General features: G+C 71.1%; 25 protein-coding genes. 10 read left to right on the forward strand and 15 right to left on the reverse strand.

The window, feature by feature from the left end; all coding sequences use genetic code 11:
- Positions 1 to 13: 13 nt before the first annotated feature.
- The 4 genes from ACIOD1_RS26170 to ACIOD1_RS26185 all read right to left on the reverse strand — a co-directional run bounded on the left by ACIOD1_RS26170 (position 14) and on the right by ACIOD1_RS26185 (position 3587).
- A complete protein-coding gene (locus tag ACIOD1_RS26170; protein WP_365615287.1) occupies positions 14 to 1084 on the reverse strand; it encodes a hypothetical protein in 1071 nt (356 codons plus the stop codon).
- A gap of 98 nt (positions 1085 to 1182) precedes the next feature.
- The gene (locus ACIOD1_RS26175; RefSeq protein ID WP_365615290.1) at positions 1183 to 2166 is read right to left on the reverse strand and encodes an ABC transporter substrate-binding protein; all 984 of its coding nucleotides are present in this window, start codon (positions 2164 to 2166) and stop codon (positions 1183 to 1185) included.
- 55 nt (positions 2167 to 2221) lie between these two features.
- Positions 2222 to 2890, reverse strand: coding sequence for an ABC transporter permease (locus ACIOD1_RS26180; RefSeq protein WP_365615293.1), 669 nt, complete (start codon positions 2888 to 2890; stop codon positions 2222 to 2224).
- Positions 2891 to 2894: 4 nt separating this feature from the next.
- Entirely contained in the window at positions 2895 to 3587 is a 693-nt protein-coding gene (locus tag ACIOD1_RS26185) for an ABC transporter permease (protein ID WP_365615296.1), read from the reverse strand.
- Between the two features lie 155 nt (positions 3588 to 3742).
- Here ACIOD1_RS26185 and ACIOD1_RS26190 point away from each other — a divergent pair, with 155 nt between their 5' ends.
- Positions 3743 to 4717, forward strand: coding sequence for an ATP-binding cassette domain-containing protein (locus ACIOD1_RS26190; RefSeq protein WP_365615299.1), 975 nt, complete (start codon positions 3743 to 3745; stop codon positions 4715 to 4717).
- A 139-nt stretch (positions 4718 to 4856) separates the two neighbouring features.
- Here the strand turns inward: ACIOD1_RS26190 and ACIOD1_RS26195 are convergent, their stop codons facing one another.
- Positions 4857 to 5966, reverse strand: coding sequence for an alpha/beta hydrolase-fold protein (locus ACIOD1_RS26195; RefSeq protein ID WP_365615302.1), 1110 nt, complete (start codon positions 5964 to 5966; stop codon positions 4857 to 4859).
- 152 nt (positions 5967 to 6118) lie between these two features.
- On the opposite strand from ACIOD1_RS26195, the gene ACIOD1_RS26200 reads away from it, so the two are divergent.
- The 6 genes from ACIOD1_RS26200 (at position 6119) to ACIOD1_RS26225 (ending at position 11090) form a co-directional block, all read left to right on the forward strand.
- The gene (locus ACIOD1_RS26200; protein ID WP_365615305.1) at positions 6119 to 7978 is read left to right on the forward strand and encodes a phosphatidylglycerol lysyltransferase domain-containing protein; all 1860 of its coding nucleotides are present in this window, start codon (positions 6119 to 6121) and stop codon (positions 7976 to 7978) included.
- 139 nt (positions 7979 to 8117) lie between these two features.
- Positions 8118 to 8990 carry a dihydropteroate synthase gene (gene folP, locus ACIOD1_RS26205; RefSeq protein WP_365615307.1) on the forward strand — a complete coding sequence of 291 codons (873 nt, stop codon included), beginning with the start codon at positions 8118 to 8120 and terminating at the stop codon, positions 8988 to 8990.
- A gap of 28 nt (positions 8991 to 9018) precedes the next feature.
- The gene (locus ACIOD1_RS26210; RefSeq protein WP_365615310.1) at positions 9019 to 9462 is read left to right on the forward strand and encodes a nuclear transport factor 2 family protein; all 444 of its coding nucleotides are present in this window, start codon (positions 9019 to 9021) and stop codon (positions 9460 to 9462) included.
- Positions 9463 to 9592: 130 nt separating this feature from the next.
- On the forward strand, positions 9593 to 9952 hold the full coding sequence (folB, locus tag ACIOD1_RS26215; RefSeq protein WP_030010912.1) for a dihydroneopterin aldolase: 360 nt from the start codon (positions 9593 to 9595) through the stop codon (positions 9950 to 9952).
- A complete protein-coding gene (folK, locus tag ACIOD1_RS26220) occupies positions 9949 to 10557 on the forward strand; it encodes a 2-amino-4-hydroxy-6-hydroxymethyldihydropteridine diphosphokinase (RefSeq protein ID WP_365615313.1) in 609 nt (202 codons plus the stop codon). Before folB ends, folK begins: the two co-directional genes overlap by 4 nt.
- 47 nt (positions 10558 to 10604) lie before the next feature.
- Positions 10605 to 11090: a DUF3180 domain-containing protein gene (locus ACIOD1_RS26225; RefSeq protein ID WP_365615315.1), complete on the forward strand. Its 486-nt coding sequence runs from the start codon at positions 10605 to 10607 to the stop codon at positions 11088 to 11090.
- A gap of 33 nt (positions 11091 to 11123) precedes the next feature.
- On the opposite strand, the gene ACIOD1_RS26230 is transcribed toward ACIOD1_RS26225, so the two are convergent.
- From ACIOD1_RS26230 to dacB, 7 genes are all read right to left on the reverse strand, one after another.
- Complete coding sequence (locus tag ACIOD1_RS26230) at positions 11124 to 11492, reverse strand: hypothetical protein (protein ID WP_365615318.1); 369 nt, start codon at positions 11490 to 11492, stop codon at positions 11124 to 11126.
- Positions 11489 to 12106 (reverse strand): GTP cyclohydrolase I FolE, encoded by a 618-nt coding sequence (gene folE / locus ACIOD1_RS26235; protein WP_365615321.1) that lies wholly within the window; start codon positions 12104 to 12106, stop codon positions 11489 to 11491. The genes ACIOD1_RS26230 and folE overlap by 4 nt, the downstream gene beginning before the upstream one ends.
- Positions 12107 to 12212: 106 nt before the next feature.
- The gene (ftsH, locus tag ACIOD1_RS26240; RefSeq protein ID WP_365615324.1) at positions 12213 to 14243 is read right to left on the reverse strand and encodes an ATP-dependent zinc metalloprotease FtsH; all 2031 of its coding nucleotides are present in this window, start codon (positions 14241 to 14243) and stop codon (positions 12213 to 12215) included.
- A 204-nt stretch (positions 14244 to 14447) separates the two neighbouring features.
- Positions 14448 to 15008 (reverse strand): hypoxanthine phosphoribosyltransferase, encoded by a 561-nt coding sequence (gene hpt, locus ACIOD1_RS26245; protein WP_030158549.1) that lies wholly within the window; start codon positions 15006 to 15008, stop codon positions 14448 to 14450.
- A 66-nt stretch (positions 15009 to 15074) separates the two neighbouring features.
- Positions 15075 to 16136, reverse strand: coding sequence for a tRNA lysidine(34) synthetase TilS (gene tilS / locus ACIOD1_RS26250; RefSeq protein ID WP_365615327.1), 1062 nt, complete (start codon positions 16134 to 16136; stop codon positions 15075 to 15077).
- Between the two features lie 313 nt (positions 16137 to 16449).
- Positions 16450 to 17601: a zinc-dependent metalloprotease gene (locus ACIOD1_RS26255; RefSeq protein WP_365615330.1), complete on the reverse strand. Its 1152-nt coding sequence runs from the start codon at positions 17599 to 17601 to the stop codon at positions 16450 to 16452.
- Between the two features lie 38 nt (positions 17602 to 17639).
- Positions 17640 to 19061 carry a D-alanyl-D-alanine carboxypeptidase/D-alanyl-D-alanine-endopeptidase gene (gene dacB, locus ACIOD1_RS26260; RefSeq protein ID WP_365615333.1) on the reverse strand — a complete coding sequence of 474 codons (1422 nt, stop codon included), beginning with the start codon at positions 19059 to 19061 and terminating at the stop codon, positions 17640 to 17642.
- Positions 19062 to 19218: 157 nt separating this feature from the next.
- Between dacB and ACIOD1_RS26265 the strand changes: the two genes are divergently transcribed.
- Together ACIOD1_RS26265 and ACIOD1_RS26270 are read left to right on the forward strand one after the other, a co-directional pair.
- On the forward strand, positions 19219 to 19713 hold the full coding sequence (locus tag ACIOD1_RS26265; RefSeq protein ID WP_214947725.1) for an inorganic diphosphatase: 495 nt from the start codon (positions 19219 to 19221) through the stop codon (positions 19711 to 19713).
- A gap of 216 nt (positions 19714 to 19929) precedes the next feature.
- Positions 19930 to 21573, forward strand: a complete 1644-nt coding sequence (locus tag ACIOD1_RS26270; RefSeq protein WP_365615336.1) for a threonine/serine exporter family protein — start codon at positions 19930 to 19932, stop codon at positions 21571 to 21573.
- Positions 21574 to 21666: 93 nt separating this feature from the next.
- Here the strand turns inward: ACIOD1_RS26270 and ACIOD1_RS26275 are convergent, their stop codons facing one another.
- Both ACIOD1_RS26275 and ACIOD1_RS26280 read right to left on the reverse strand, forming a co-directional pair.
- A complete protein-coding gene (locus ACIOD1_RS26275; protein WP_401904957.1) occupies positions 21667 to 22368 on the reverse strand; it encodes a DedA family protein in 702 nt (233 codons plus the stop codon).
- Between the two features lie 183 nt (positions 22369 to 22551).
- Positions 22552 to 23310 (reverse strand): MerR family transcriptional regulator, encoded by a 759-nt coding sequence (locus ACIOD1_RS26280; protein WP_401904960.1) that lies wholly within the window; start codon positions 23308 to 23310, stop codon positions 22552 to 22554.
- Positions 23311 to 23464: 154 nt separating this feature from the next.
- Here ACIOD1_RS26280 and ACIOD1_RS26285 point away from each other — a divergent pair, with 154 nt between their 5' ends.
- Positions 23465 to 24052, forward strand: a complete 588-nt coding sequence (locus ACIOD1_RS26285) for a pyridoxamine 5'-phosphate oxidase family protein (RefSeq protein ID WP_365615342.1) — start codon at positions 23465 to 23467, stop codon at positions 24050 to 24052.
- A 172-nt stretch (positions 24053 to 24224) separates the two neighbouring features.
- On the opposite strand, the gene ACIOD1_RS26290 is transcribed toward ACIOD1_RS26285, so the two are convergent.
- Positions 24225 to 24851 carry a PadR family transcriptional regulator gene (locus ACIOD1_RS26290; protein WP_401904963.1) on the reverse strand — a complete coding sequence of 209 codons (627 nt, stop codon included), beginning with the start codon at positions 24849 to 24851 and terminating at the stop codon, positions 24225 to 24227.
- Between the last annotated feature and the right edge of the window lie 33 nt (positions 24852 to 24884).

Genomic DNA, 24884 nt, shown 5'->3' on the forward strand with positions numbered 1-24884 from the left:
GACCGGCCGGCTCCTAGGAGATGGCCGTGCGCAGGCGGGCGACGTCGATCGGTTCGGTCTCGTCGTGGGCCGTCAGGTCGATGACCTGGCCCACCGCGAGGTGTTCGGGGGTGGCCGGCTTGAAGGCCGGGTCCGACGAACCGCCCTCGACCGACTCCGCCTTGTGCACGGCGAGCACCTCGGCGCCGACCACGTCGGCCAGGTCCTCGTTCTGCACGGACTCGATCACGGCGCGGGCCTGGGCAGCGGTCTTCGTGCCGAAGAAGTCGAAGCCGCCCTCGACGCGCGAGGCGGAGCGGCGCTGGGCCGCGTACGGGGCCACGGCCGCGGCGGGGCGCCGGGCCGGGAGCGCGGGCGGCGCGGTGGCCGGGCGGGTGTGGGACTCGGCGACCGGACTGGGACCGAGCGCCTTCGCGGCGGCCGGGGCCGGAGCCGGCACGGCGCCCGCGCTCCCGGCGGCGGGCTCCGCGCTCTTCGCCGCCTTCGCGGCCTCCGTCGCCTCGGCCTTGCGCACCAGCGCGGCCATCGCCGCGTTGGCGCGGGCGTAGCCGACGGCCGTGGGGGCGCCGCTGGAGTTACGTTCCTGCGAGACGGCCGGGAGTTCCTTCGGGGCCACCGGGGCGGAGGACGCGGCCTCGATGGCCAGCAGCCGGCGCTTCTCCAGGGCGCCCGCGCGCTCCGTTTCGGCGGTGGCGTAGCGGCGCAGCAGAGCGGCGTGCTCCCCGCGCAGACCGGCGACTTCGACCCGCTTGGCGCGCAGCTTGGTGTCGAGCTTCGCCCGCAGCACCCGCGCCTCTTCCAGGTCGGATTCGAGCTCGGCTATCCGCTCGTCCGTCTTCCACTCGTCCTTGACCCGGTCCCGGGCCAGTTCCGCCACCCGGCGGCCGGCGGCCCGGTCCCAGGCGCGCATGAGGACGGCGGCGCCCACGCCCGCGGCGGCCGTGAGGGCCACGAGCAGCCGGAGCGGAAGGGGTTCCGCCATGGTCCAGGCGGCGCCGGCACTGGCCACGCTGACCCCGGCGACGGCCGTCGGCGTGAGGAGACGGTGCAAGGGTTCGGGATTGCGGTGGCGTCCACGGGGCATGGCCTGAAATTTACAGGGCGGGGGCGACCCGTGGGATACCCGCCCGGCAATCTCTTGCCGGGCAGTTACCCCACGAATAGCCCTCAAACCGGTAACTGCTACTTCGTCAGAAGGCCCTTGGCTTCGAGATAGGCCTTCGCGACGTCCGCCGGCTTGGCGCGCTCGGCGTCCACCTTCCGGTTCAGGTCGACGAGGTCGGCCGTCGTGAGGACCTTGGTCAGACCGCCGAGTGCGGCCTCGATCTCCGGGGAGCCCGCGTCCTTGGCGTTGACCACCGGCAGGATGTTGTCGGCGTTCTGGAGCTTCTTGTCGTCGTCCAGGAGGACGAGGCCGAAGCTGTCGAGGGTCGCGTCGGTGGTGGTCGTCAGCACCAGCTGGTCGACGCCGTCCTTGACCGCCTGCTTGGCCTGCGGGGTGCCGACTCCCTTCGGGTCGATACCGGAAACCTGGATTCCGTACGTCTTCTCCAACCCGGGGGAGCAGAAGGGGCGGACGGAGCATTCGTCGCCCGCCGCGATCTTCACCTTCAGCCCGGACTTCCCCAGATCGGAAAGCGTCTTGAGCTTGTTCTTCTCGGCGAATTCCTTGCTGACCGCGAAGGCGTTCTGGTCGACCGCCTGACCGACCGGCAGGGCCTTGATGCCGAGCGGGGTCGCGAGCTTGTCGAGGGCGGCGACCGTGGCGGTCACGTCGCTGGAGGCGACCGGCTTGTCCTTGGGCGCGTCCTTGCCGTTGACCTTGGCGTTGAGGAACTCGGCGAGGGTGGCCGCGTACTCCGGGACCACGTCGATCTCGCCCTTTTCCAGGGAGGGTTCGTACAGCTCGCGGTTGCTGACCGTGGTGATGGAGGGGCTGTAGCCGGCCTGGCGGAGCAGCTGGGAGTACAGCTCGGCCAGCACGTTGGACTCGGTGAACCCGGCCGCGCCGATCACGAGCTTGCCCTTGGCGCCCCCGGAGGCCGCGGGGGCGGAGGAGCCGCCGTCCTTGGACTTCTCCAGGGTGTCACCGCCGCACGCGGCCAGGGACACCGTCAGCGCCAGGGCGCCCAGGGACGCGCCGAGGACACGCGTGGACTTGCTCATGGAGGTACTCCGTTTCGCGAAGGGTCAGGGGATCGAGCAGGGGGGCGGCCAGGGGTCAGCGCGCCGCCGGGCGCCGCAGCAGCAGCCGGTCGGCCGCCACCAGGGCGCCCTCCACCAGCAGCGCCAGCAGGGCCACCAGCAGCGCCCCGGCGACGACCTGCGGGGTGTTGTACGTGTTGAAGCCGGCCGTGATGATCCGGCCCAGACCGCCCTGGCCGACCATCGCCGCGATCGTGGCGGTGGCGATGACCTGCACGGCGCCCGAGCGCAGCCCGGTCATCACCAGACCGCGCGCGAGCGGCAGCTCCACGCGCAGGAACAGCTGGAGGCCGGACATGCCCATGCCCCGGGCCGCCTCGACCACCGAACGGTCCACCTCGCGCATGCCCACGTAGGCGTTGGTCAGCAGCGGGGGCACGGCGAACAGCACCAGGGCGACGATGGTCGGCAGGTAGCCGGCGCTGCGCAGCGGCGAGACCATGAACAGGGCCAGCACCGCGAAGACCGGCACGGCCCGCCCGACGTTGGAGACGTTCACCGCGAGGGTGCCGCCCTTGCCGAGGTGGCCGAGCCACAGCCCGATCGGCAGGGCCACCGCGCAGGCGACGGCCAGGGCGATCCCGCTGACGTAGACGTGCTCGCCGAGCCGGTGCCAGACGCCGTTCTCCCCGGCCCAGTTGGCCCCGTCGGCCAGCCAGTCCCAGGCCTGTCCCAGTACGCCCATCGGGTCAGGCCTCCTTGGCGGAGCGGGCGGCTCCGGCCCGGGTCCAGGGGGTCAGCAGCCGTTGCAGCCCGAGCAGCAGCAGATCGGCGACGAGCGCGAGCAGCACGCACAGCACGGAGGCGGTGAGCACCTGGGCCTTGAAGGAGCTGTTCACGGCGGGGGCGATCAGGTTGCCCAGGCCCCCCTTGCCGACGATGGAGCCGACGGTGGTCAGCGCCACGGTGGAGACCGTCGCGATCCGCACCCCGGCGAGCAGCGCGGGCAGCGCCAGCGGCAGTTCGACCTGCCACAGCAGTCGGGTGGGGCCGTAGCCCATCCCGCGCGCGGCCTCCCGCACCTCCTCGGGGACGGCTTCCAGACCGGCCAGCACGTTGCGGACCAGGATGGTCAGCGAGTACAGCACCAGGCCGGTCACCACGAGGGTGGCCGACAGCCCGAACAAGGGCAGCAGCAGCGAGAACATGGCGAGGGAGGGGACGGTGTAGAGGAGGGTGGTCAGGCCCAGCACGGGGGCCGCCCAACGGCGGCCCCGGCGGGCCAGCAGGGCGAGCGGCAGGGACACGGCGACGCCGATGAGCACCGAGACGACGGTGATCCAGACGTGCTCGACGGTGGCGTCGGTGAGTTCCTGGGAGCGGGAGCTGACGTAGTCCCAGCAGATCCAGTCGTTCGCCACGAGGCAGTTCTGCCCGGCCACGCTCCGCACCTCCGTCCCCCGTCCCGTCGCCCATGAATGCCAGGAGCGACCTTAACCCCCGGGACCGACAATGGCCGGAATCGTTCGCACACACGCAACACTCCTCTTACAAACCCTTCGCCCACGCGACCGCGGGCGTGGGGGAGGATGGTCGGGTGATCCGATTCGAGCACGTGACCAAGCGCTACCCCGACGGGACGACGGCTGTCGAGGACCTGTCCTTCGAGGTCGCGGAGGGTGAGCTGGTCACTCTGGTGGGCCCGTCGGGCTGCGGCAAGACGACCACCATGAAGATGGTCAACCGGCTGATCGAGCCCACCTCCGGCCGGATCCTGCTCGGCGGCGAGGACATCGCGGCGGCCGATCCCGTCGAGCTGCGCCGCCGGATCGGCTACGTCATCCAGCAGGTCGGGCTGTTCCCGCACAAGACGGTGCTGGAGAACACGGCGACCGTGCCGCAGCTGATCGGCACCCCCAAGGCCAAGGCCCGCGCACGGGCGGCCGAGCTGCTCGAACTGGTCGGACTCGATCCCGCCGTCTACGGGGGCCGCTACCCCGAGCAGCTGTCCGGCGGGCAGCGCCAACGCGTCGGCGTGGCCCGCGCGCTCGCCGCCGACCCGCCGGTCCTGCTGATGGACGAGCCCTTCGGCGCGGTGGACCCGGTGGTGCGCGAACGCCTCCAGAACGAGTTCCTCGCCCTTCAGAAGACCGTCCGCAAGACGATCCTGCTGGTCACGCACGATCTGGAGGAGGCGGTCCGGCTCGGCGACCGCATCGCGGTGTACGGAACCGGCACCATCGAGCAGTTCGCCCGCCCGGCGGAGGTCCTCGCCGCCCCCGCGACCGATTACGTGGCCTCCTTCGTCGGCGCCGACCGGGGCCTCAAGCGGCTCGCCGTCACCCCGGTCACCGAGGCCGACCTGACGGCCGCCCCGGGCGGGAGCGCCCCGGCCGCGACCGTGGCCCTGGGGGCCTCCCTGCGCGAGGCCCTCGCCGCCCTGCTCCAGGAGGACTCGGGCCGGATCGGGGTCACGCACCCGGAATCCGGCGCGCTGGTCGGCGTCCTCACCCCGGAGGGCGTGCACCGGGCCCTGCGCCGGGCGGGCCTGGAACCGGCGCGGACGGCGTAGCCGGGCGGACGCGGTAGGAGCCTCAACGGGGAAACACGAAGGGCCCGACCGCGGTCGGACCCTCCACCTCGCCTCGCGCGCTTCCCCTCGCACGCTCCGCTTCCCGCACCGGCCGCTCAGGCCCGGACGCGTCCGCGCCTCAGGCCTGGACGCGTCCGCTCAGCCACACCAGCATCGGCGGGATCTCACGGCGCCACGTGTTGAAGTTGTGGCCGCCGCTGTCCAGGATGATCGAGGAGACCCGGTCCGGGCCCTTGACCTTCTTGATGAACTTCTTGGTGTCACCGAGGTTCGGCTCGCCCTTCTCGCTGCTGGTCACGAGGAAGGACGTACCCGTCGGCTTCTTCGCGTCCATGCTGTCCAGGACGTCCGCGCGCTTCTTCAGCTTGTCGTCGCCCTGGAAGAGGTCGCCGGTGGTCGCGTCGTGCGCGGCCTCGTAGTACGCGGACAGGCCCACGGCGGTACCGAAGGTCTGCGGGTAGTGCGCGGCGATCTTCAGGGCGCAGTAGCCGCCCGTGGAGTTGCCGACGAAGGCCATGTTCTGCGGCTTCCCACCGACCCGGAAGCCCTTGCGGATGGCCTGCGGGAGGTCCTGCGCGAAGAAGGTCTCGGTCTGCGGGCCGCCCGGTATGTCCACGCACTCGGTGTCGCGCGGGGGCGCGACGGTCGGGCGCAGCATGACCAGGATCATCGGCTTCATCTTGCCCTGCTTGGCCTGCTTGAAGGCCGTCATCGGGTAGTTCAGCCCTTTGATCAGGTTCTCCGCGGTGCCCGGGTAGCCCGTGAGGACGATGGAGGCCGGGAAGTTCTGGTTCTTGTGCTGCGGCTGGAAGTACTCCGGCGGGAGCCAGACGTAGCCGGGGCTCGTTATCTTGGACTTCTCACCGGTTATGGCAACCTTCAGGATCTGTCCACCGATGTGCGGCTTGTCGCCACCGGGAACGTCGAGCTTCTGCTTGTCGACGATCTTGATGTCCCGGCCGCCCATCGAGTGGTCGACGACCTTGCCGATGGAGGTCTCCTGACCGAACAGGTCGGCCCAGGAACCGTAGAAGAGGAAGGACTTGTTGGCCGCGAGACCGACCGCCGAGAACAGCGCCAACTGGGTCGCGAGCAGGAGGCCGATCCGGCCGACGACCGAACGCCAGGAGCGGCCGCCGAGCTTCGGCCAGAACCAGATGGTGGCGGCGAAGAGCAACACACCGGCGATGATGGCCAGAACCAGGACCGTGTTACTGGTGAGACCCATGAGCAGTGAGTCGACTTTCTGATGGCAGGACCGGAAATTTCCGACGGAAGAGTGAACCCGCTCCTCCTCGATGGCGTCCTAATGGACGCACCACACACCGGAGGCTGTCGCGGCCTTCGGCCACATGATCTCTCGCGGAGCAACGGGAAGCGATGTCTAGCAGGATAGATGGCGATAAGTCGGGACAGGTTCCGAGCGGGGTCCGTCGAATCCTCAAGGGCCCACGACCGGAGGCCGTGCCCGGGCTGGTAGGTACGGCCGTCATGATCGTCGGCCTTCTGGACATCGCGGCGGGCGTCTTCCCGCGATTCCGCAACAGCCGTTTCCACGCGGCCACCGAGGTGCTCCCGGGCTCCCTGGGGCCGTTCGCGGCGGCCCTCTCGATCAGTGCGGGCGTACTGATCCTGCTGCTCGCGCACGGCCTCAAGCGCCACAAGCGCCGGGCCTGGCGCGCCTCCGTGGTCCTGCTGCCCGCGGGCGCCGCGGCGCAGTTCGCGTACCGGCACTCCTTCATCGGCGTGGTCATCGCGGCGGTGCTCCTCGCGCTGCTCCTGCGCCACCAGAGTGAATTCAAGGCGCTGCCCGACCCGCGCAGCCGCTGGAAGGCCCTGGCCAACTTCGTCCTGATGAGCGCCGGCTCCATCGGCCTCGGACTGGTCATCGTCAACGTCCACCCGAACAAGGTCGTCGGCAACCCCGGCCTGTACGAGCAGATCACCCACGTCGTCTACGGGCTCTTCGGCTTCGAGGGCCCCGTCGACTACGCCGGCCGGGTCTCCTGGACCGTCGGCTACTCGCTCGGCGCCCTCGGCATGCTGACCGCCGTCACCACGATCTACCTGGCCTTCCGCCCCGAGCACCCGGCCGCCCGGCTCACCGCCGACGACGAGTCGAAGCTGCGCGAGCTGCTCACCAAGCACGGCGGTCGCGACTCGCTCGGCCACTTCGCGCTCCGTCGCGACAAGGCCGTGGTCTTCTCCCCCAGCGGCAAGGCGGCCGTCACCTACCGCGTGGTGTCCGGCGTGATGCTGGCCTCCGGCGACCCGGTCGGCGACGTCGAGGCCTGGCCGGGCGCGATCGAGCGGTTCATGGAGGAGGCCAAGGCCCACTCCTGGACCCCGGCCGTCATGGGCTGCAGCGAGACCGGCGGCGAGGTCTGGACCCGCGAGACGGGGCTGGACGCCCTGGAACTCGGGGACGAGGCGATCGTCGACGTCAAAGACTTCTCCCTGTCGGGCCGCGCGATGCGCAACGTCCGCCAGATGGTGAAGCGCATCGAGCGCAACGGCTACACCACCCAGGTCCGCCGGGTCAGCGAGCTGACCGAGATCGAGCTGGAGCAGGTCCGGGGCGCGGCCAACGCCTGGCGCGGCACCGACACCGAGCGCGGGTTCTCCATGGCCCTGGGCCGCGTCGGCGACCCGGGTGACGGCGACTGCTACATCGCCACCGCCCACCGCGTCGAGGAGGGCGACACCAGCCCCTTCGGCGACCTCAAGGCCGTCCTGCACTTCGTGCCGTGGGGCAAGGACGGCATGTCGCTGGAGCTGATGCGCCGCGACCGCGCCGCCGACCCCGGCATGAACGAGCTGCTGATCGTCGCCTCCCTGGAGGCCGCCCCCGCGCTCGGGATCGAGAAGGTCTCGCTGAACTTCGCGATGTTCCGCTCGGCCCTGGCACGCGGCGAGAAGATCGGCGCCGGCCCGGTGCTGCGGATGTGGCGCGGCCTGCTGGTGTTCCTGTCGCGCTGGTTCCAGATCGAGTCCCTGTACAAGTTCAACGCGAAGTTCCGCCCCCGCTGGGAGCCGCGCTTCGTGGTCTTCCGGCACACCCGTGACCTGCCCCGCATCGGCTTCGCCGCCATGCAGGCCGAGGGCTTCGTCACGCTGGCCCTGCCGCGGCTGTTCGCGAGCCGGCGCCGCCCCAAGCCGGTCCGCACCTGCGCGCACGGCCACGACCACACCTCCGCGAAGGTCCCGGCCCAGGCCGACCGCGAGGTCCAGCCGGCCTGACCCCGGCCCGGGACTCCCCGGCCCTCTCGGGAGCCCGACCCCCACCCGGGGTCGGGCTCCCGTCGCGTCCGGGCCCGCTCCCCACGGACCCGCTCCCCACGGGCCGCCCCGCCTGAACGGGCCATCTACCCTGGAACCCATGAACACCAACCGCGGGCCCGTCCCCAGGGGCCAGGTGACGGGGCTGCCCGACTGGGACCGCTGCGGGGTGATGGGCGTCGTCAACGTCACCCCCGACTCCTTCTCCGACGGCGGCCGCTGGTTCGACACCGCCGCCGCCGTCAAGCGCGGCCTGGAACTCGTCGCCCAGGGCGCCGACCTCGTCGACGTCGGCGGTGAGTCCACCCGCCCCGGCGCCTCCCGCGTGGACGCCGAGGAGGAGCTGCGCCGGGTCGTCCCCGTGGTGCGCGGACTCGCCTCCGAGGGCGTCGCCGTCTCCGTCGACACCATGCGCGCCACCGTCGCCGCCCGGGCCGTCGAGGCCGGCGCGGTCCTCGTCAACGACGTCAGCGGCGGCCTCGCCGACCCCGGCATGATCCCGGCCGTCGCCGCCGCCGAGGTGCCCTTCGTCGTCATGCACTGGCGCGGCTTCAGCGACGGCATGAACAGCCTCGCCGTCTACGAGGACGTCCTCGCCGAGGTCACCGCCGAACTCGGCGCCCGCATCGACGCCGTCGTCCGCGGCGGCATCGCCCCCGAGCGGCTCCTCGTCGACCCCGGCCTCGGCTTCGCCAAGAACGCCGAGCACGACCTGGCCCTCGTCGCCCACCTCCCCGAGCTGCGCGCCCTCGGCTTCCCGCTGCTGGTCGCCGCCTCGCGCAAGCGTTTCCTCGGCCGGGTCCTCGCCGGAGCCGCCGACACCGCCCCGCCGCCCGCACGCGAGCGGGACGCCGCCACGGCCGCCGTCTCGGCCATCGCCGCCCACCAGGGCGCGTGGGCCGTACGGGTGCACGAGGTACGGGCGACCGCCGACGCGGTTCGGGTGGCCCGTGCCGTGGAAGGGGCACTGTGACCCACCGTACGAACAGGGAAGGGGCACGGTGAGCCGTACCGACATCGAAGCCGTCGAAGAGGTCAACGCGGCCTTCTACGAGGCCATGGAGCAGGGGGACTTCGACGCACTGTCGGCGCTCTGGCTCGCGGACGAGATCTCCTGCGTGCACCCGGGCTGGCCGGTGCTCTCCGGACGGGGCGAGGTGCTCCGCTCGTACGCGCTGATCATGTCCCACACCGAGTACATCCAGTTCTTCCTCACCGACACCAAGGTCGCCCTCATAGGCGACACCGCGCTGGTGACGTGCACGGAGAACATCCTCAGCGGCGGACCCGCCGAAGAGGCCGGCGAGCTGGGTCCGCTGGTCGGCCAGCTGGTGGTCGCCACGAATGTGTTCCGTCGCACACCGGAGGGCTGGAGACTCTGGTCCCACCACGGTTCTCCGGTGCTCACGGACTCCGATGACGAGGAAGAAGAGGGCACTGGCTGACCCCTAGGGCGGGGACGGGGGTGTGTCGCAGGTAAATTCGAAGGTGGACGACGCCGACCGCACTCGGCGTAGGCCCATGGCCCCGGGGAGTCCCGGGACCGGAGCACCTACGAAAGCAGGAGTGATTCGCGTGGATCGTGTCGCACTGCGCGGCCTCAAGGCTCGCGGGCACCACGGCGTCTTCCCCCGGGAGCGCGAAGAGGGCCAGACCTTCATCGTCGACCTCGTGCTGCACCTCGACACCCGCCCCGCGGCGGCCGGAGACGACCTGGCGAAGACCGTGCACTACGGGGTCGTCGCCGAAGAGGTCGTCGACGTGGTCCAGGGAGAGCCCGTCGACCTCATCGAGACCCTGGCCGAGCGGATCGCCCAGCAGTGCCTCAAGCACGAAGCGGTGGCACAGGTGGAGGTCGTCGTCCACAAGCCGGACGCACCCATCACCGTCCCCTTCGACGACGTGACCATCACGATCACCCGGAGCCGCGCATGAACAACGGACTGCACGCACAGAGCGACCCCACGGTCCAGCCGGTACCCGCCTCCGTCACCGATGCGGTCGACGCGGCGGACGTCACGCTGTCCAACCCCAAATGGGCCGTCGTCGCGCTCGGCGCGAACCTCGGCAACCGGCTGGACACCCTCCAGGGCGCCATCGACGCCCTCGGCGACACCCCCGGCCTGCGGGTCAAGGCCGTCTCCCCGGTGTACGAAACCGAACCGTGGGGCGTCGAGCCCGGCTCGCAGCCCTCGTACTTCAACGCGGTCGTCTCCGTGAAGACCACCCTGCCGCCGTCCTCCCTGCTGGAGCGCGGACAGGCCATCGAGGAGGCCTTCGACCGGGTCCGCGAGGAGCGCTGGGGACCGCGCACGATCGACGTCGACATCGTGTCCTACGCCGACGTCCTCTCCGACGACCCCGTCCTCACCCTCCCGCACCCCCGGGCGCACCTGCGGGCCTTCGTGCTGGCCCCGTGGAACGACATCGACCCCGAGGCCCAGCTCCCCGGCCACGGCCCCGTCACGACCCTCCTGTCCGAAATCGGCCTGACGGGCATCACGCCGCGCCCCGACCTGGAACTCCGCCTGCCGGAGTAGTCGTTAGCCTGTTCACCGCACATGGCAGAGAAGTGGAGAACGGGCTAGTGAAACAACTGAGGCCGGCGGTCCTGGCGGGCATCTTCCTCATCGCCGGAGTGCTGTCCTGGGCGGGCGCCCGGCTGTGGAACGCGTACGGCAACCTGCCGGGCGTGCCGCTGGCCGCCCCCATCGTGCTCGCGGTCATCGCGGTGGTCCTCTTCGCCACCGCCCTGTCGCTGCGCAACCGGCTGAAGGCCCAGCGCGAGCGTCGCCCGGGGGCCAAGGGCGTCGACCCGCTGATGGCGGCCCGCGCCGTGGTCTTCGGGCAGGCCAGTGCGCTGGTCGCCGCCCTGGTGGCGGGCATGTACGGCGGTGTCGGCGTGTTCCTGCTGACCGACGCCCTCGACGTGCCCGCCCGCCGCGACCAGGCCTGGTACGCGGGCGGCTCCGTCCTGGCGGGCGCGGCCGTGATCGCCGCCGCCCTCTTCCTGGAGCACGTCCTGAAACTCCCGGACGACGAGGACCCCCAGAAGGCCCCGGCGACCGCGTAGGCCCCGGCGGGAATCCGTCCGGGGCGGACCGCCTCAGCCGGCTTCCAGCCGCCGCCAGAGCGGCGGGACGAAGGGGCCGAGGTCGTCCCAGTGGCAGACCTCCATGGTGGTCAGGAAGCCGCCCCGGGCGAAGAGCATCGCCTCGCCGATCCAGGCGCCCTCCGGGGTCAGCACGTTCCGGCTCGCCACGATCGGGCTCTCGCCGCTCGGGAGGGGCCCCGCGGCAACGGCCCCGGGGCGGACGTCCAGGTCCACCGTGGGACACCCGCAGCCGCAGCCGGGCCGCATCCGGACGTACGGGAGCTGGGCCCGGTAGCCGGCCAGAGGTGCGGCGTCACCCGGCAGCAGGAGATCCAGGCAACGCCGTACGTCCTCGTCGAGCGGCGTCCAGGGGGCCGTCAACCGCGCTGGCGGGCCATGATGAGCGTCATGGCCTCGTTGCGCGTGGCCGGGTCGCGGAGCTGGCCGCGTACGGCCGAGGTGATGGTCTTCGCGCCGGGCTTGCGCACGCCGCGCATGGTCATGCACATGTGCTCGCACTCGATGACCACGATCACGCCGCGGGGATCGAGGATCTCCATGACCGATTCGGCGATCTGGGTGGTGAGTCGTTCCTGCACCTGCGGGCGACGGGCGAACACGTCCACCAGGCGGGCCAGCTTCGACAGGCCGGTGATCTTGCCGTCGATGGAGGGGATGTAGCCGACGTGCGCCACGCCGTGGAACGGGACCAGATGATGCTCACACGTGCTCATGACCTCGATGTCCTTCACCAGGACCATCTCGTCGTGCCCCAGGTCGAAGGTCGTCGTCAGGACGTCTTCGGGGCGCTGCCGCAGACCGGCGAATATCTCCTTGTACGCCCGCGCCACGCGGCCCGGGGTCGCCAGGAGGCCCTCGCGGTCCGGGTCCTCGCCGACCGCGATCAGGAGCTCGCGTACGGCCGCCTCGGCCCGCTTCTCGTCGAACTCGCCGATCGTGCCCTCGCCACCGGTCAGGGTCACTGGGTCGGTCATCTCATCCTCGTTCCTGGTCCGCACACACGCGACACGCGCGGTCATGTGAAAGTGCCGCGCCCCCCAGGCTAGAACCTGGGGGGCGCGGCATCCATTCCGGACCTGATCAGGCCTCGGGGCGATCCTCCGGGGAGGGCTCCGGGGCCTTCTCCACCGAGACGGCCGGCGAGGACGCCGAGGTGCCGTTGGCGGAGTTCGTCAGCTGGAGCTCACGCGGGGAGAGCACCGGCGGACGGGTGGAAGGGGTGCGGCGGGAGGAGCCGGTCCACGCGGGGCGGGCCGGACGCTTCACGATCGTGGAGAAGACCTCAGCGATCTGCTCCTTGTTCAGCGTTTCCTTCTCCAGCAGCGCGAGGACCAGGTTGTCCAGGACGTCCCGGTTCTCGACCAGGATCTCCCAGGCCTCGTTGTGCGCGGTCTCGATGAGCTTCTTGACCTCTTCGTCGACCAGCGCCGCGACCTCTTCCGAGTAGTCCCGCGGGTGCGCCATGTCGCGGCCCAGGAACGGTTCGGTGTTGTCGCCACCGAACTTGATCGCTCCCAGACGCTCCGTCATGCCGTACTGCGTGACCATGGCCCGCGCCGTGGCGGTGGCCTTCTCGATGTCGTTCGCCGCGCCCGTCGTCGGGTCGTGGAAGACCAGTTCCTCGGCCGCGCGCCCGCCCAGCATGTAGGCCAGCTGGTCGAGCATCTCGTTGCGCGTGGTCGAGTACTTGTCCTCGTCGGGCAGGACCATGGTGTAACCCAGGGCCCGACCGCGGGACAGAATCGTGATCTTGTGGACCGGGTCGGAGTTCGGAGAAGCCGCCGCGACCAGGGCGTGTCCGCCCTCGTGGTACGCGGTGATCTTCTTTTCCCGGTCCGACATGATCCGGGTCCGCTTCTGCGGGCCCGCCACGACACGGTCGATCGCCTCGTCCAGGGCGTGGTTGTCGAGCAGCTTCTTGTCCGAACGGGCCGTGAGCAGCGCGGCCTCGTTCAGGACATTGGCGAGGTCGGCACCGGTGAAGCCGGGCGTGCGCCGGGCAACCGCGCCCAGGTCGACGTCCGGGGCGACCGGCTTGCCCTTCTGGTGGACCTTGAGGATCGCCAGCCGGCCCAGCATGTCCGGGCGGTCGACCGCGATCTGCCGGTCGAAGCGTCCCGGGCGCAGCAGTGCCGGGTCGAGGATGTCGGGGCGGTTCGTTGCGGCGATCAGGATGACGCCGCCCTTCACGTCGAATCCGTCCATCTCGACCAGCAGCTGGTTGAGGGTCTGCTCGCGCTCGTCGTGACCGCCGCCGAGGCCCGCACCGCGGTGCCGGCCTACCGCGTCGATCTCGTCGACGAAGACGATCGCCGGCGCGTTGGCCTTGGCCTGCTCGAACAGGTCGCGGACACGCGAGGCACCGACACCGACGAACATCTCGACGAAGTCGGATCCGGAGATCGAGTAGAAGGGAACACCGGCCTCGCCCGCGACGGCACGCGCGAGCAGGGTCTTACCGGTGCCGGGCGGGCCGTAGAGCAGCACGCCCTTGGGGATCTTGGCGCCGACGGCCTGGAACTTCGCCGGCTCCTGGAGGAACTCCTTGATCTCGTGGAGTTCCTCGACGGCCTCGTCCGAACCCGCGACGTCCGCGAACGTCGTCTTCGGGGTGTCCTTGGTGATGAGCTTCGCCTTGGACTTGCCGAAGTTCATGACCCGGGAGCCGCCACCCTGCATCTGATTCATCAGGAACAGGAAGACGACGACGATCAGGACGAAGGGCAGGAGCGAGAGCAGCACGCTCAGGAACGGGCTGGTCTTGTCCGGAGTGACGGAGTAGCCGTCCGGGATCTGACCGGCTTCGTACTTGGTCTGGAGGTTCTGGGCGAGCTGAACGCCCTGATCCCCGATGTAGTTGGCCTGGAACTTGGTGCCGTCGTTGTTGCCGAGCTTCTGGTCCTTCTTGAGCTCGATCTTGATCATCTGGCTGTCACCGGTGGTCAGCTTGGCGCTGTCCACCTGGCCACTGTTGATCGCCTTGATGACCTCGCTGGTCTCCACCGACTTGTAGCCGCCGCCGGAGCCGACGACGTTCATCAACACGACCACGGCGAGGACGGCCAGCACGATCCACATGACCGGCCCACGGAAGTATCGCTTCACGTCCATCCATACGGGGCGCCAGGCACCCCGTCCCTCCTGCCCGTAGGTAAATGCTGCTGTGAGTAAAGACTGTTCTTCGGAATGTACCCCTGTATTGTCACCCGCGGCCTCGTGGGACGGCTGACAGACCCGCCTTCCCATGCTTCAACGCCGGGAATCGCCCTCAGGTTCCCCCGGGGGCGAGATCTGCGGGGTTCGCGACGCGCGGGGTCAGCCGCCGTAGACGTGCGGGGCGAGCGTGCCGACGAACGGCAGGTTGCGGTACTTCTCCGCGTAGTCGAGGCCGTAGCCCACGACGAACTCGTTGGGGATGTCGAAGCCGACCCACTTCACGTCGATCGCGACCTTCGCGGCGTCGGGCTTGCGCAGCAGCGTGACGACCTCCAGGGAGGCCGGCTGGCGGGAGCCCAGGTTCGACAGCAGCCAGGACAGGGTCAGGCCCGAGTCGATGATGTCCTCGACGATCAGGACGTGCTTGTCCTTGATGTCGGTGTCCAGGTCCTTGAGGATCCGGACGACGCCCGAGGACTGGGTTCCGGCGCCGTAGGAGGACACCGCCATCCAGTCCATGGTGAGCGGGGTGGACAAGGCACGCGCCAGGTCCGCCATCACCATCACGGCGCCCTTGAGCACACCGACGATGAGCAGGTCCTTGCCCGCGTACTCCGCATCGATCTTCGCGGCCAGCTCGGCCAGCTTCGCGTCGATCTCTTCCTTGGTGATGAGCACCGACTGGAGGTCGCTGCCCATGTCCTTCTCGTCCACCCGCATCACTTTCGTTGTCGGCCGGGGCTCCGGGGGGTGACCCCGGAGGACTCAGCCGTGTTTCAGCACCAATCAGCCCTGCCGGATGACCAGTCTGCCACCCTGCCGCTGGGCCTCGACGCGGCCGGGCAGGTTGATGGCGCCCTGGCCGCGCCATCCGGTGATGAGGCGGTCGACTTCCTCGATGTGGCGGGCGAAGAGCGAGCCCGCCGGGGAGCCCGCGGCGACCACGGCTCGGCGGAGCACGCGGCGGCGTACGGCGGGGGGCAGGGCGTAGAGCTTCGCGCACTCCAGGCGGCCGTCGGCGTCGCGTACGCCGCTCTCGGCGTCGGCGGCCCAGGCGTCGAGGGCGTCGGCGTCGTCCCGGGAGAGCTGGGCGGTCCGGGCGAGGGCCTCCACGACTCCCTTGCCGAGCGCCTTCTCCAGGGCGGGGAGCCCCTCGTGGCGCAGCCGGGAGCGGGTGTAGGCGGGGTCGATGTTGTGCGGGTCGTCCCAGACGGGGAGGGACTGGACCATGCAGGCCTTGCGGGCGGTCTGCCGGTCGATCTGGAGGAAGGGGCGGCGGTAGCGGTGGGTGCGGCCGGTCGCGCCGGACTTCTCCGCCATGCCGGACAGGGAGCGGATCCCGGAGCCCCGGGCGAGGCCCAGCAAAACGGTTTCGGCCTGGTCGTCGCGGGTGTGGCCGAGCAGGACGGCGACGGCGCCGAGCCGGTCCGCGGCCTCGTCGAGGGCGGCGTAGCGGGCGTCGCGGGCCGCGGCCTCGGGTCCGCCTTCGCGGCCGACGCGCACGGCGACGGACTCCACCGGGTCGAGGTGGAGCGCGGTCATGCGGGTGATGACCTCGGCGGCGCGCAGGTCGGAGCCGGCCTGTAGGCCGTGGTCGACGGTGACGCCGCCGGCCCGGAGGCCGAGTTTGGGGGCCTCGAAGGCGAGGGCGGAGGCGAGAGCCATGGAGTCGGCGCCGCCGGAGCAGGCGACGAGGACGAGTGGCGCGTCGGCCGCGGGGGTGCGACGGTCGGCGGTACGGGGCGTGGCGTCGGCGAGGTGGCCGGCGTCGGTGAGGTCGGTGAGTACGTCGTGGAGTACGCGGCGGACCGCCAGGCGTATCGCCGCGACCGCAGGATGGGGACCCATGTCCGGTGCCCTTCGTGGAGTTCCGATGCGGGGGAGGCTCCTCCCGGCCGGGCGCCGGGGGTTGCCCCCTTGGGGTGTTGCGCGGGGGTGCTGTTCGGTGCTGTTCGGTGCTGATCGACGCTGCCCGGAGTGCCCTCGCGGTGTTCGCTGGTGCCCGGTGGGGCGCCCTCGTGCCGCGCGGGTTGTCACTCAGAGTGCGTCGATGGTGACAGAACAGGGCCGTTCCCCGAGCATCGCACGCCCTTGCACGCCCCACGGTCCCTCGGAAGGGTGACGCTGCTTCCCCCAGTGAGACATGTTTACGCCCCCTGCGTCACCTTTCTTCGCTCCCCGCGCTCCCCCTGCCGTGCACGCGCGCCACCCACTCCGCCGGCCTGGCGATCTCCGCCTTGGTCGGCAGCGTGTTCGGAGAGGTCCAGACGCGGTTGAAGCCGTCCATGCCGACCTGGTCGACGACGGCGCGGACGAACCGTTCGCCGTCGCGGTACTGGCGGAGCTTCGCGTCGAGGCCGAGGAGCTTGCGCAGGGTGGCGTCGAGGCGGCCCGCGCCGCTGGCCCGGCGCTGCTGGAACTTCTCGCGGATCTCGGCGACGGAGGGCACGACCTGGGGGCCGACGCCGTCCATGACGTAGTCGGCGTGCCCCTCCAGCAGGGACATGACGGCGGTGAGCCGGCCCAGCACCTCGCGCTGCTCGGGGGTCTGGACGAGTTCGACCAGGGAACGGCCTTCGCCCTCCTCCCCGCGCTCCCCGTCGGGGCGGGCTCCGGAGAAGGACTGGACGGCCTCGCGGAGCCGTTCCAGGACGGCTCCGGGCTCCATCTCTGTGGCGCCGAGGAACGTCTGGATCTCGCCCTCCAGATGGGCGCGCAGCCACGGGACGGCCGTGAACTGGGTACGGTGCGTCTCCTCGTGGAGGCAGACCCAGAGCCGGAAGTCGTGCGGGTTCACCTGCAGCTCGCGCTCCACGTGCACGATGTTGGGGGCGACGAGCAGCAGTCGGCCCCCCGTGGAGGCGGAGCCGGGCAGGCCCGCTGTGGCGGGGGCGAAGGTCTCGAACTGGCCGAGGACGCGGGAGGCCAGGAAGCTCAGCAGCATGCCCAGCTCGACGCCGGTGACCTTGCCGCCGACCGTGCCGAGCACGGCGCCGGCGGCGGCGGAGCCCCGGCGTTCCTGCATCTTGCCGAGCAGCGGGCCCAGCAGTTCGCGGAAGCCCGCGACGTTGGCCTTGACCCAGCCGGCCCGGTCGACGACCAGGACGGGGGTGTCGGGGACCTCGATGCCCTCGGGCATCATCCGGGTGAACGCGCGCACGTGCTCTTCGGAGGTCCGCGCGTGCCGCCGCAGTTCGGCCACCACGGCCCGGGCCTCGTCGCGGCCGACTTCCGGACCCGGCCGCACGAGCCGGGTCGCGGTCGCCACCGCGAGGTTCCAGTCGACCATCTCCGCACCACCGATGCTCGTCATGCGTCAACCGTACGTGGAGCTTCGCTCCGGCGGACCCCCTACGGCGTGGTGGCGACCGCGGCGGCCAGCTTGTCGAGGCCCTTCTCGGCGGCCCCCCCGTCGCCGGCGCCGGCCGTGAGGAAGGCGAAGGCGAGCAGGCGCCCCGAGGGGTCGACGACGGTGCCGGAGAGGGAGTTGACGCCCGTCAGGGTGCCCGTCTTGGCGCGGAGCAGCCCGGCGGCCGGAGAGGTGCCGGCGTTGCGGGACTTCAGGGTGCCGGTGAACCCGGCGACGGGCAGGCCCGTCAGGACCGGGCGCAGCTCGGACCGCTGGGGGTCGGCGGCCTTGGCGAGGAGGCCCGTCAGGAGGCGGGTGGTGACCTTGTCGGCCCGGTTCAGCCCGCTGCCGTCGGCGAAGCGGGAGCCGTTCACGTCCACGCCGAGGGAGGCCAGCCGGTCGCGTACGGCCTTCTCGGCGCCCTCGAAGCCGGCGGGCTGTCCGGAGGCGAGGGCGGTGTGCCGGGCGAGGGCTTCGGCGATGTCGTTGTCGCTGTTGGTCAGCATCCGCTCGACGAGCCCGGCGAGGGGGGTGGACAGGGTGGTGGCCAGCGGCTGGGCCCCGGCCGGGGCCTGGACGCGAGCGGGTTCGCCGGTGACCTCGATGCCCCGGTCGCGCAGCAGGCCGGCGAAGGCGCGGGCGGTGTCCTTGGAGGGGTCGTCGGTGCGCGCGACGGGCCCGGAGGTGGAGTCGTCGGGGCGGCCCTCGTCGGCGGTGAGGGCCGTGACGGGTGCGATGTTGTCGTTGAGGCCGATCGGGTGGCGGACGGGCCCGGTGTAGAGGAAGTCGTCGTAGCCGAGGGAGACGCTGTTGGTGCCGGCGGCCTTGAGGGCCTGGGCGGCGTCGGCGGCGAGCGCGACGAGGCTGCCGCCCGATCCGGCGGGGCTCTTCTTCTTGGCGGTGAGCGAGGGGTCGCCGCCGCCGACCAGGACGATCTGTCCGGGGCCCGCTCCGGGGGTCACGGTGGTGCGGAGCCGGTGTTCGGGGCCGAGGGCGACCAGGGCGGCGCTCGCGGTGGCGATCTTGACGGTGGAGGCGGGGGTCATGGCCTCCCCGGCGTTGGACTCGTACAGGACCTCGCCGGTCGCGGTGTCCACCACGGAGGCGGCCCGTAGGGTGCCGAGCGCGGTGTCGGCGAGCATCGGGCCGAGGACCCCGGCGAGGGCGCCGGAGGAGGCCTGACGTGCGCCCGGAGCGCGCGGTGCGACCCCGGCGAGCACTCCGGGGGCGCTGGGCGCGGCCTGCGGAAGGCCTCCGGCGGCGTGATCTGTGCCACCCGTACGGCCCCAGGAGGCGGCCCTGTCCTGCTCGGCCTTACGCTGACCGGAGTCCCACGGACCGGCGGCGACCACCGTCGTGGCCGCGAGGGCGAGGCCGGCGACGGTCGACCCCGCGATGAGCTGCCACGTCTTGACCAATGGCACCTCGGACCAGCCCCTTTCGCGATCACACATATGCGTGAGGGACACTTAACCACTGCGTCTTGCCGCGAGCATGGCACCCCACCCGGCAGGGCTGGGCCGGACGCGTCGTCACTCGAAGCACTCAAGTCGCTTGAAGCTGATCATGGAGGAGCAGGACGTGGAGTTCGACGTCACCATCGAGATCCCCAAGGGTTCGCGGAACAAGTACGAGGTGGACCACGAGACCGGCCGGATCCGTCTGGACCGTCGCCTCTTCACCTCGACCAGCTACCCGGCCGACTACGGCTTCGTCGAGAACACCCTCGGCGAGGACGGCGACCCGCTGGACGCGCTGGTCATCCTCGACGAGCCGACCTTCCCGGGTTGCCTGATCAAGTGCCGCGCGATCGGCATGTTCAACATGACGGACGAGGCGGGCGGCGACGCCAAGCTGCTCTGCGTGCCGGCCTCGGACCCGCGTGTCGAGCACCTGCGCGACATCCACCACGTGTCCGAGTTCGACCGCCTGGAGATCCAGCACTTCTTCGAGGTCTACAAGGACCTGGAGCCGGGCAAGTCGGTCGAGGGCGCCAACTGGGTGGGTCGCACCGAGGCCGAGGCCGAGATCGAGGCCTCGTACAAGCGCCTTGAGGCCCAGGGCGGCCACCACTGAATTCCGGTTCCGTGAATCCGGCGGGCCCCTCTGGGCCGACCGGCTGACGGACCGCGCACGGCGGGCGGCATCCCTTCGGGGGTGCCGCCCGCCGTCGTGTTTTCCGCGGGGGTGGTCCTGGGCAGGTGCGGCCGTGGCGGACGGGCTCGTCCCGTGCGCGGAGGAGGAAACGGTTCCGCATACTGGTACGGCGGATGATCACGGACTGGAGGGCGCGTGGCGGAGGCCGACGGGACAGAGGACGCGAAGCCCAAGTCCGACGAGGCGCGCAGCGCGTTCACCACGCCTGCGGGGACGTGGCCGGAGGCCCCGGAGGACGACCAGCCGACCTCGGAGTTCGCCGTCCCCGACGGGATGGCCCCGCAGGTCGTCGAGCCCGAGGGCTCCGCCTTCGCCACCCCGGCCACCTACAGCGCCCAGCACTCCCCGCCCGCGTACACGCCCCCGCCGGGCTATCCCGTGTCCCGGCTGAAGGAGTCCCCCTGGCAGGACCGGATGCGCACGATGCTGCGCATGCCGGTGGACGCCCGGCCGATCTCCGAAGCCGCGCAGAAGGCGAGCGAGGCCGGGCCCCCCGTGGGCCGCGTCCTCGACCTCACCCTGCGCATCGGCGAGCTGCTGCTCGCGGGCGGCGAGGGCGCCGAGGACGTGGAGGCCGCGATGTTCGCCGTGGCCCGCTCCTACGGGCTCGACCGCTGCGAGCCGACGGTCACCTTCACCATGCTCTCGATCACGCACCAGCCCTCCCTGGTGGACGACCCCGTCTCGGCGAACCGGACGGTGCGCCGCCGGGGCACCGACTACAACCGGCTGGCGGCCGTGTTCCGGCTGGTCGACGACATCAGCGTGGACGAGATGGAGGTCTCCCTGGAGGAGGCCTACCGCCGCCTCGCCGAGATCCGCCGCAACCGCCACCCGTACCCCGGCTGGGTGCTCACGGCCGCGGCCGGGCTGCTCGCCGGGGCCGCCTCCACGCTGGTCGGCGGCGGGGTGGTGGTGTTCTTCGCGGCGGCGATCGGAGCCGTGCTCGGCGACCGGCTGGCCTGGCTGTGCGCGGGGCGCGGGCTGCCGGAGTTCTACCAGTTCGTGGTGGCCGGGATGCCGCCCGCCGCGCTCGGGGTGGGCCTCCAGCTCGCGCCGATCGACGTCCGCGCCTCGGCCGTGATCACCGGTGGTCTGTTCGCGCTGCTGCCGGGGCGGGCCCTGGTGGCGGCCGTGCAGGACGGCCTGACCGGCTACTACATCACCGCGTCCGCCCGGCTGCTGGAGGTCATGTACCTCTTCATCGGGATCATCATGGGCGTGCTGGTGGTGATCTACCTGGGCGTTCATCTGGGCGGCAGCGAACCCAATCCGGAGGAAGCCCTCGAAATCACCCAGCGGCCGGTCCTCCAGATCGTGGCCTCGATGGTGCTGGTCTTCACCTTCGCGATCCTGCTCCAACAGGAACGCTCCACCGTGCTGATCGTGACGCTGAACGGCGGGGTCGCCTGGGCGACGTACGGCGCCCTGCACTACGCGGGCGGCATCCCGCCCGTGCCGTCCACCGCCGCCGCCGCCGGGCTGGTCGGCCTCTTCGGCCAGCTCTTCTCCCGCTACCGCTTCGCCTCCGCCCTCCCCTACACCACGGCGGCCATCGGTCCGCTGCTGCCGGGCTCGGCGACGTACTACGGACTGCTCCTGATCGCCCAGAACCACCCCGACCAGGGCCTCGCCTCGCTGACCAACGCCGCCGCGATCGCCTTCGCCATCGCCATCGGGGTCAACCTGGGCTCGGAGAGCTCGCGGCTGTTCATGCGGATCCCGGGCGCCGCGAGCGCCGCCAAGCGCCGCGCGGCGAAGCGGACCCGCGGCTTCTGAGGGCCGCCCGCCCTGTCCGGGGTACGCGAACGCCCCGGGGACGCGTGGTCTCCGGGGCGCACGAGGGGCCGTACGGGGCCTTCCGTCGGGCGGCTAGCGCTTGGCGTGGCGACCGCGCTGCCCCGGGGCCTGCGGGTCCTCCGGGGCGCCGTACGGGGCCGCGGGGGCCTCGCCGGCCTTCGGCTTGTTCTTGCGCGCCTTGAGCACCTCGAAGATCACCGGGATGACCGAGATCAGCACGATGCCGATGAAGATCGTCTCGACGTTGTTCTTGATGATGTCGAACTGGCCGAGCTGGTAGCCGAGGCAGGTGACGCCCGCGCCCCAGGCGATGCCGCCGATGATGTTGTAGGTCAGGAAGGTGCGGTACTTCATCGCGCCGGCGCCCGCGACCATCGGGGCGAAGGTGCGGATGATCGGCACGAAGCGGGCCAGCACGATCGCCTTGGGGCCGTGCTTGTCCATGAAGTCGTGGGCCGCGTCCAGGTTCTCGCGCTTGAACACCTTGCTGTTCGGCCGGTTGAAGAGCTTGGGGCCGAAGTACTTGCCGATCAGGTAGCCGACCTGGTCGCCGGTGATCGCCGCGGCCACGATCAGCGTGCAGACCAGCCACAGCGGCTGGCTGATGTCACCGCTCGCGACGAACAGGCCCGCCGTGAAGAGCAGGGAGTCGCCGGGGAGGAACGCGAAGAGACCCGATTCCGCGAAGACGATGATCAGGATGCCGATCAGGCCGAATTCCCCGATCAGGTAATCCGGGGAGAGCCACTCAGGGCCGAGCGCAAGCGTGTTCACGGGTTCCGGGCTCTCCTGGATCGGGGGTGTTCGCGGGGGTGCGAAGGCAGGACGGGTGGTTCCAATTATGAACGCACAGGGCCCCCACCGGGTTCCAGGTCCCGGTGGGGGCCTCCCGGGAAACATCAGCGGTCCGCCCGGCCGTCCGCCGCGACGCGTTCCGCAACCCCTCGCTCCGGCCGGCTACATCCGGCGCACCGCGTTGGCCGTGATCGCGTCCCGCAGGTGCTCGGCCACTCCGGCCCCCATGGAGTCGTAGAACGCCTTGAACCGCTCGTCGGCCACGTACATGTCACCGAGGCAGGCGTGCATGTCGTACGGGCAGTCGTAGAACCACCGCGAGATGTGGAGGCGGTGCTCCTCGGCCAGGTCCGTCGCGGCCTCCCCCTCGGCGGGCTCCCCGGCCGCCACGAGCGCCGCGTACCGGGCGCCCCAGTCGGCGGTCTCGTCCTGGATCCGCTGCCAGTCCGCCTTGGTGTGGCCGGCGGCCCGGCGCTGGGACTCGGCGTGGAAGTCGGTGCCGCCCCAGCGCTCCTCGGCCTCCCGCGCGTACCGCTCCGGGTCCTTGTCCCCGAAGACCTCGAACTTCTCCTCGGGCGTGAGGTTGATGCCCATCTTCTTCGCCTCCATGGCGTGCTCAACGGCCTCGGCCATCTGCTGGAGCCGGGCGATCCGGTCGGACAGGAGGGCGTGCTGCCGGCGCAGGTGCTCCCTGGGGTCCGACGACGGATCGTCCAGCAGGACCGCGACCTCTTCGAGCGGGAAGCCGAGCTCCCGGTAGAACAGGATCCGCTGGAGCCGGTCCAGGTCGGCGTCGTCGTAACGCCGGTGTCCGGCCCCGCTGCGACCGCTCGGGGAGAGCAGGCCGATCTCGTCGTAGTGGTGCAGGGTGCGCACCGTCACCCCGGCGAGACCGGCGACCCGGCCCACGGAGTAGCTCATCTCTTCCGCTCCTCTGATTGGGTACGCCCCTCACTGTGGATCCTCACGCCGCGTGAGGTGCAAGCCCGCTCCCGAGCCCGCGTGCGACCGGGGCGGGGGCCGGGCCCGGGAAGTCGTTAGACAGGCGAAGATTTTCATTACATAATCCTTAGGCATGGGAAAGACTTACGAACGCATCGACGGTCGGCTGCGCACCTTCATAGAGCAGCAGCCGATCTTCTTCACCGCTACCGCCCCGTTGGTGGGCGACGGCACGGTCAACCTCTCGCCCAAGGGCCTCAAGGGCTCCTTCGTGGTGTTGGACGAGCAGCGGATCGCCTACCTCGACTTCGCCGGCAGCACCGCCGAGACCATCGCGCACCTGCGGGAGAACGGCCGGATCACGGTGATGTGGTGCGCCTTCCAGGGACCGCCCAACATCGTTCGGGTGCACGGCCGGGGCGAGCCCGTCTTCCGTGACGACCCGCGCTTCAAGGAACTGCTCGCGCACTTCCCGGACATCGACCCGACCCTGCACGGGCTGCGCGCGATCATCGTGGTCACGGCCGAACTCGTCCGCGACTCCTGCGGGTACGGCGTGCCCTTCATGTCGTACGACGAAGAGCGCGACCTGCACGGCAAGCGCTTCTCGCGGGAGGACGACGCCTCGCTGAGCGCGTACTTCAGCAAGAAGGACCACATCGCGCAGAGCATCGACGGCCTGCCCGGCCTCCCCCTGCCACTGCCGCCCGGCAACTTCTGAGCAGCGCCGCCGCCGGACGGCGCCCCGGCCGGGCCGGCCCCAGCGGCCGAGCCCCCGGTGGCGGCGCAGGGCGAGCGGGGCGAAGACGGCCAGGAGGGCGAGCGGCCGGACCGGGATTGAGTAGATGAGGGGTCGTCGAAGTACGCCCGGGATCCGGGTTGGGCGAACTTGATCAGCGGTCCTTCCGGGCGTACGGGTTCTCCTGGCCCTCCGCCAGGACCCCGACGAAGGGCTCGCCGCCCTCCCCGTCGAAGGAGTACGCGCCCCCCTCGATCCGCCCGATCAGCCCGCGCGTCCACTGCGCCTCGGCGTCGGCCGAGTGGACCCAGCGGTGCATGATCTCGCCGATGTGGCCCAACTGCCCCGGGCCGCCCTCCGGCGTGTAGTAGTCGCTCACGGCGGACCGCCAGCCGGCCAGTTTCGCCAGCCGCCGCCCCAACAGCTCCAGCACCTCGGCCCGGGGCAGGTCGACCATGAAGCCGATCGCCGCCGACAGCACGTCCGCCTTCTGGTCGTAGGCCGCCAAGCCCTCGCGCAGCAGCCTGAAGTACTCCTCGCGGCCCACGTCCGTCACCTCGTACTCGGTGCGCGGCGGCCCGCCCGCCGCGCTCGGCGCCACCTCGTGGGCGAGCAGGACCCCTTGCTTGGCCATCTGCTTGAGGGCGTGGTAGATCGAGCCGGGCTTGGTGTTGGACCACTCGTGCGCGCCCCAGTACTCCAGGTCGCCGCGCACCTGGTAGCCGTGCGCCCGGCCGTGTTGGCGGACCGCCCCGAGGACGAGAAGCCGAATCGCTGACATCGGGCCAGGCTACCGACCTGCGCCGGAGCCGGA

It is taken from the genome of Streptomyces sp. NPDC088097 (genome assembly GCF_044741845.1).
In the GTDB taxonomy this organism is placed as follows: domain Bacteria; phylum Actinomycetota; class Actinomycetes; order Streptomycetales; family Streptomycetaceae; genus Streptomyces.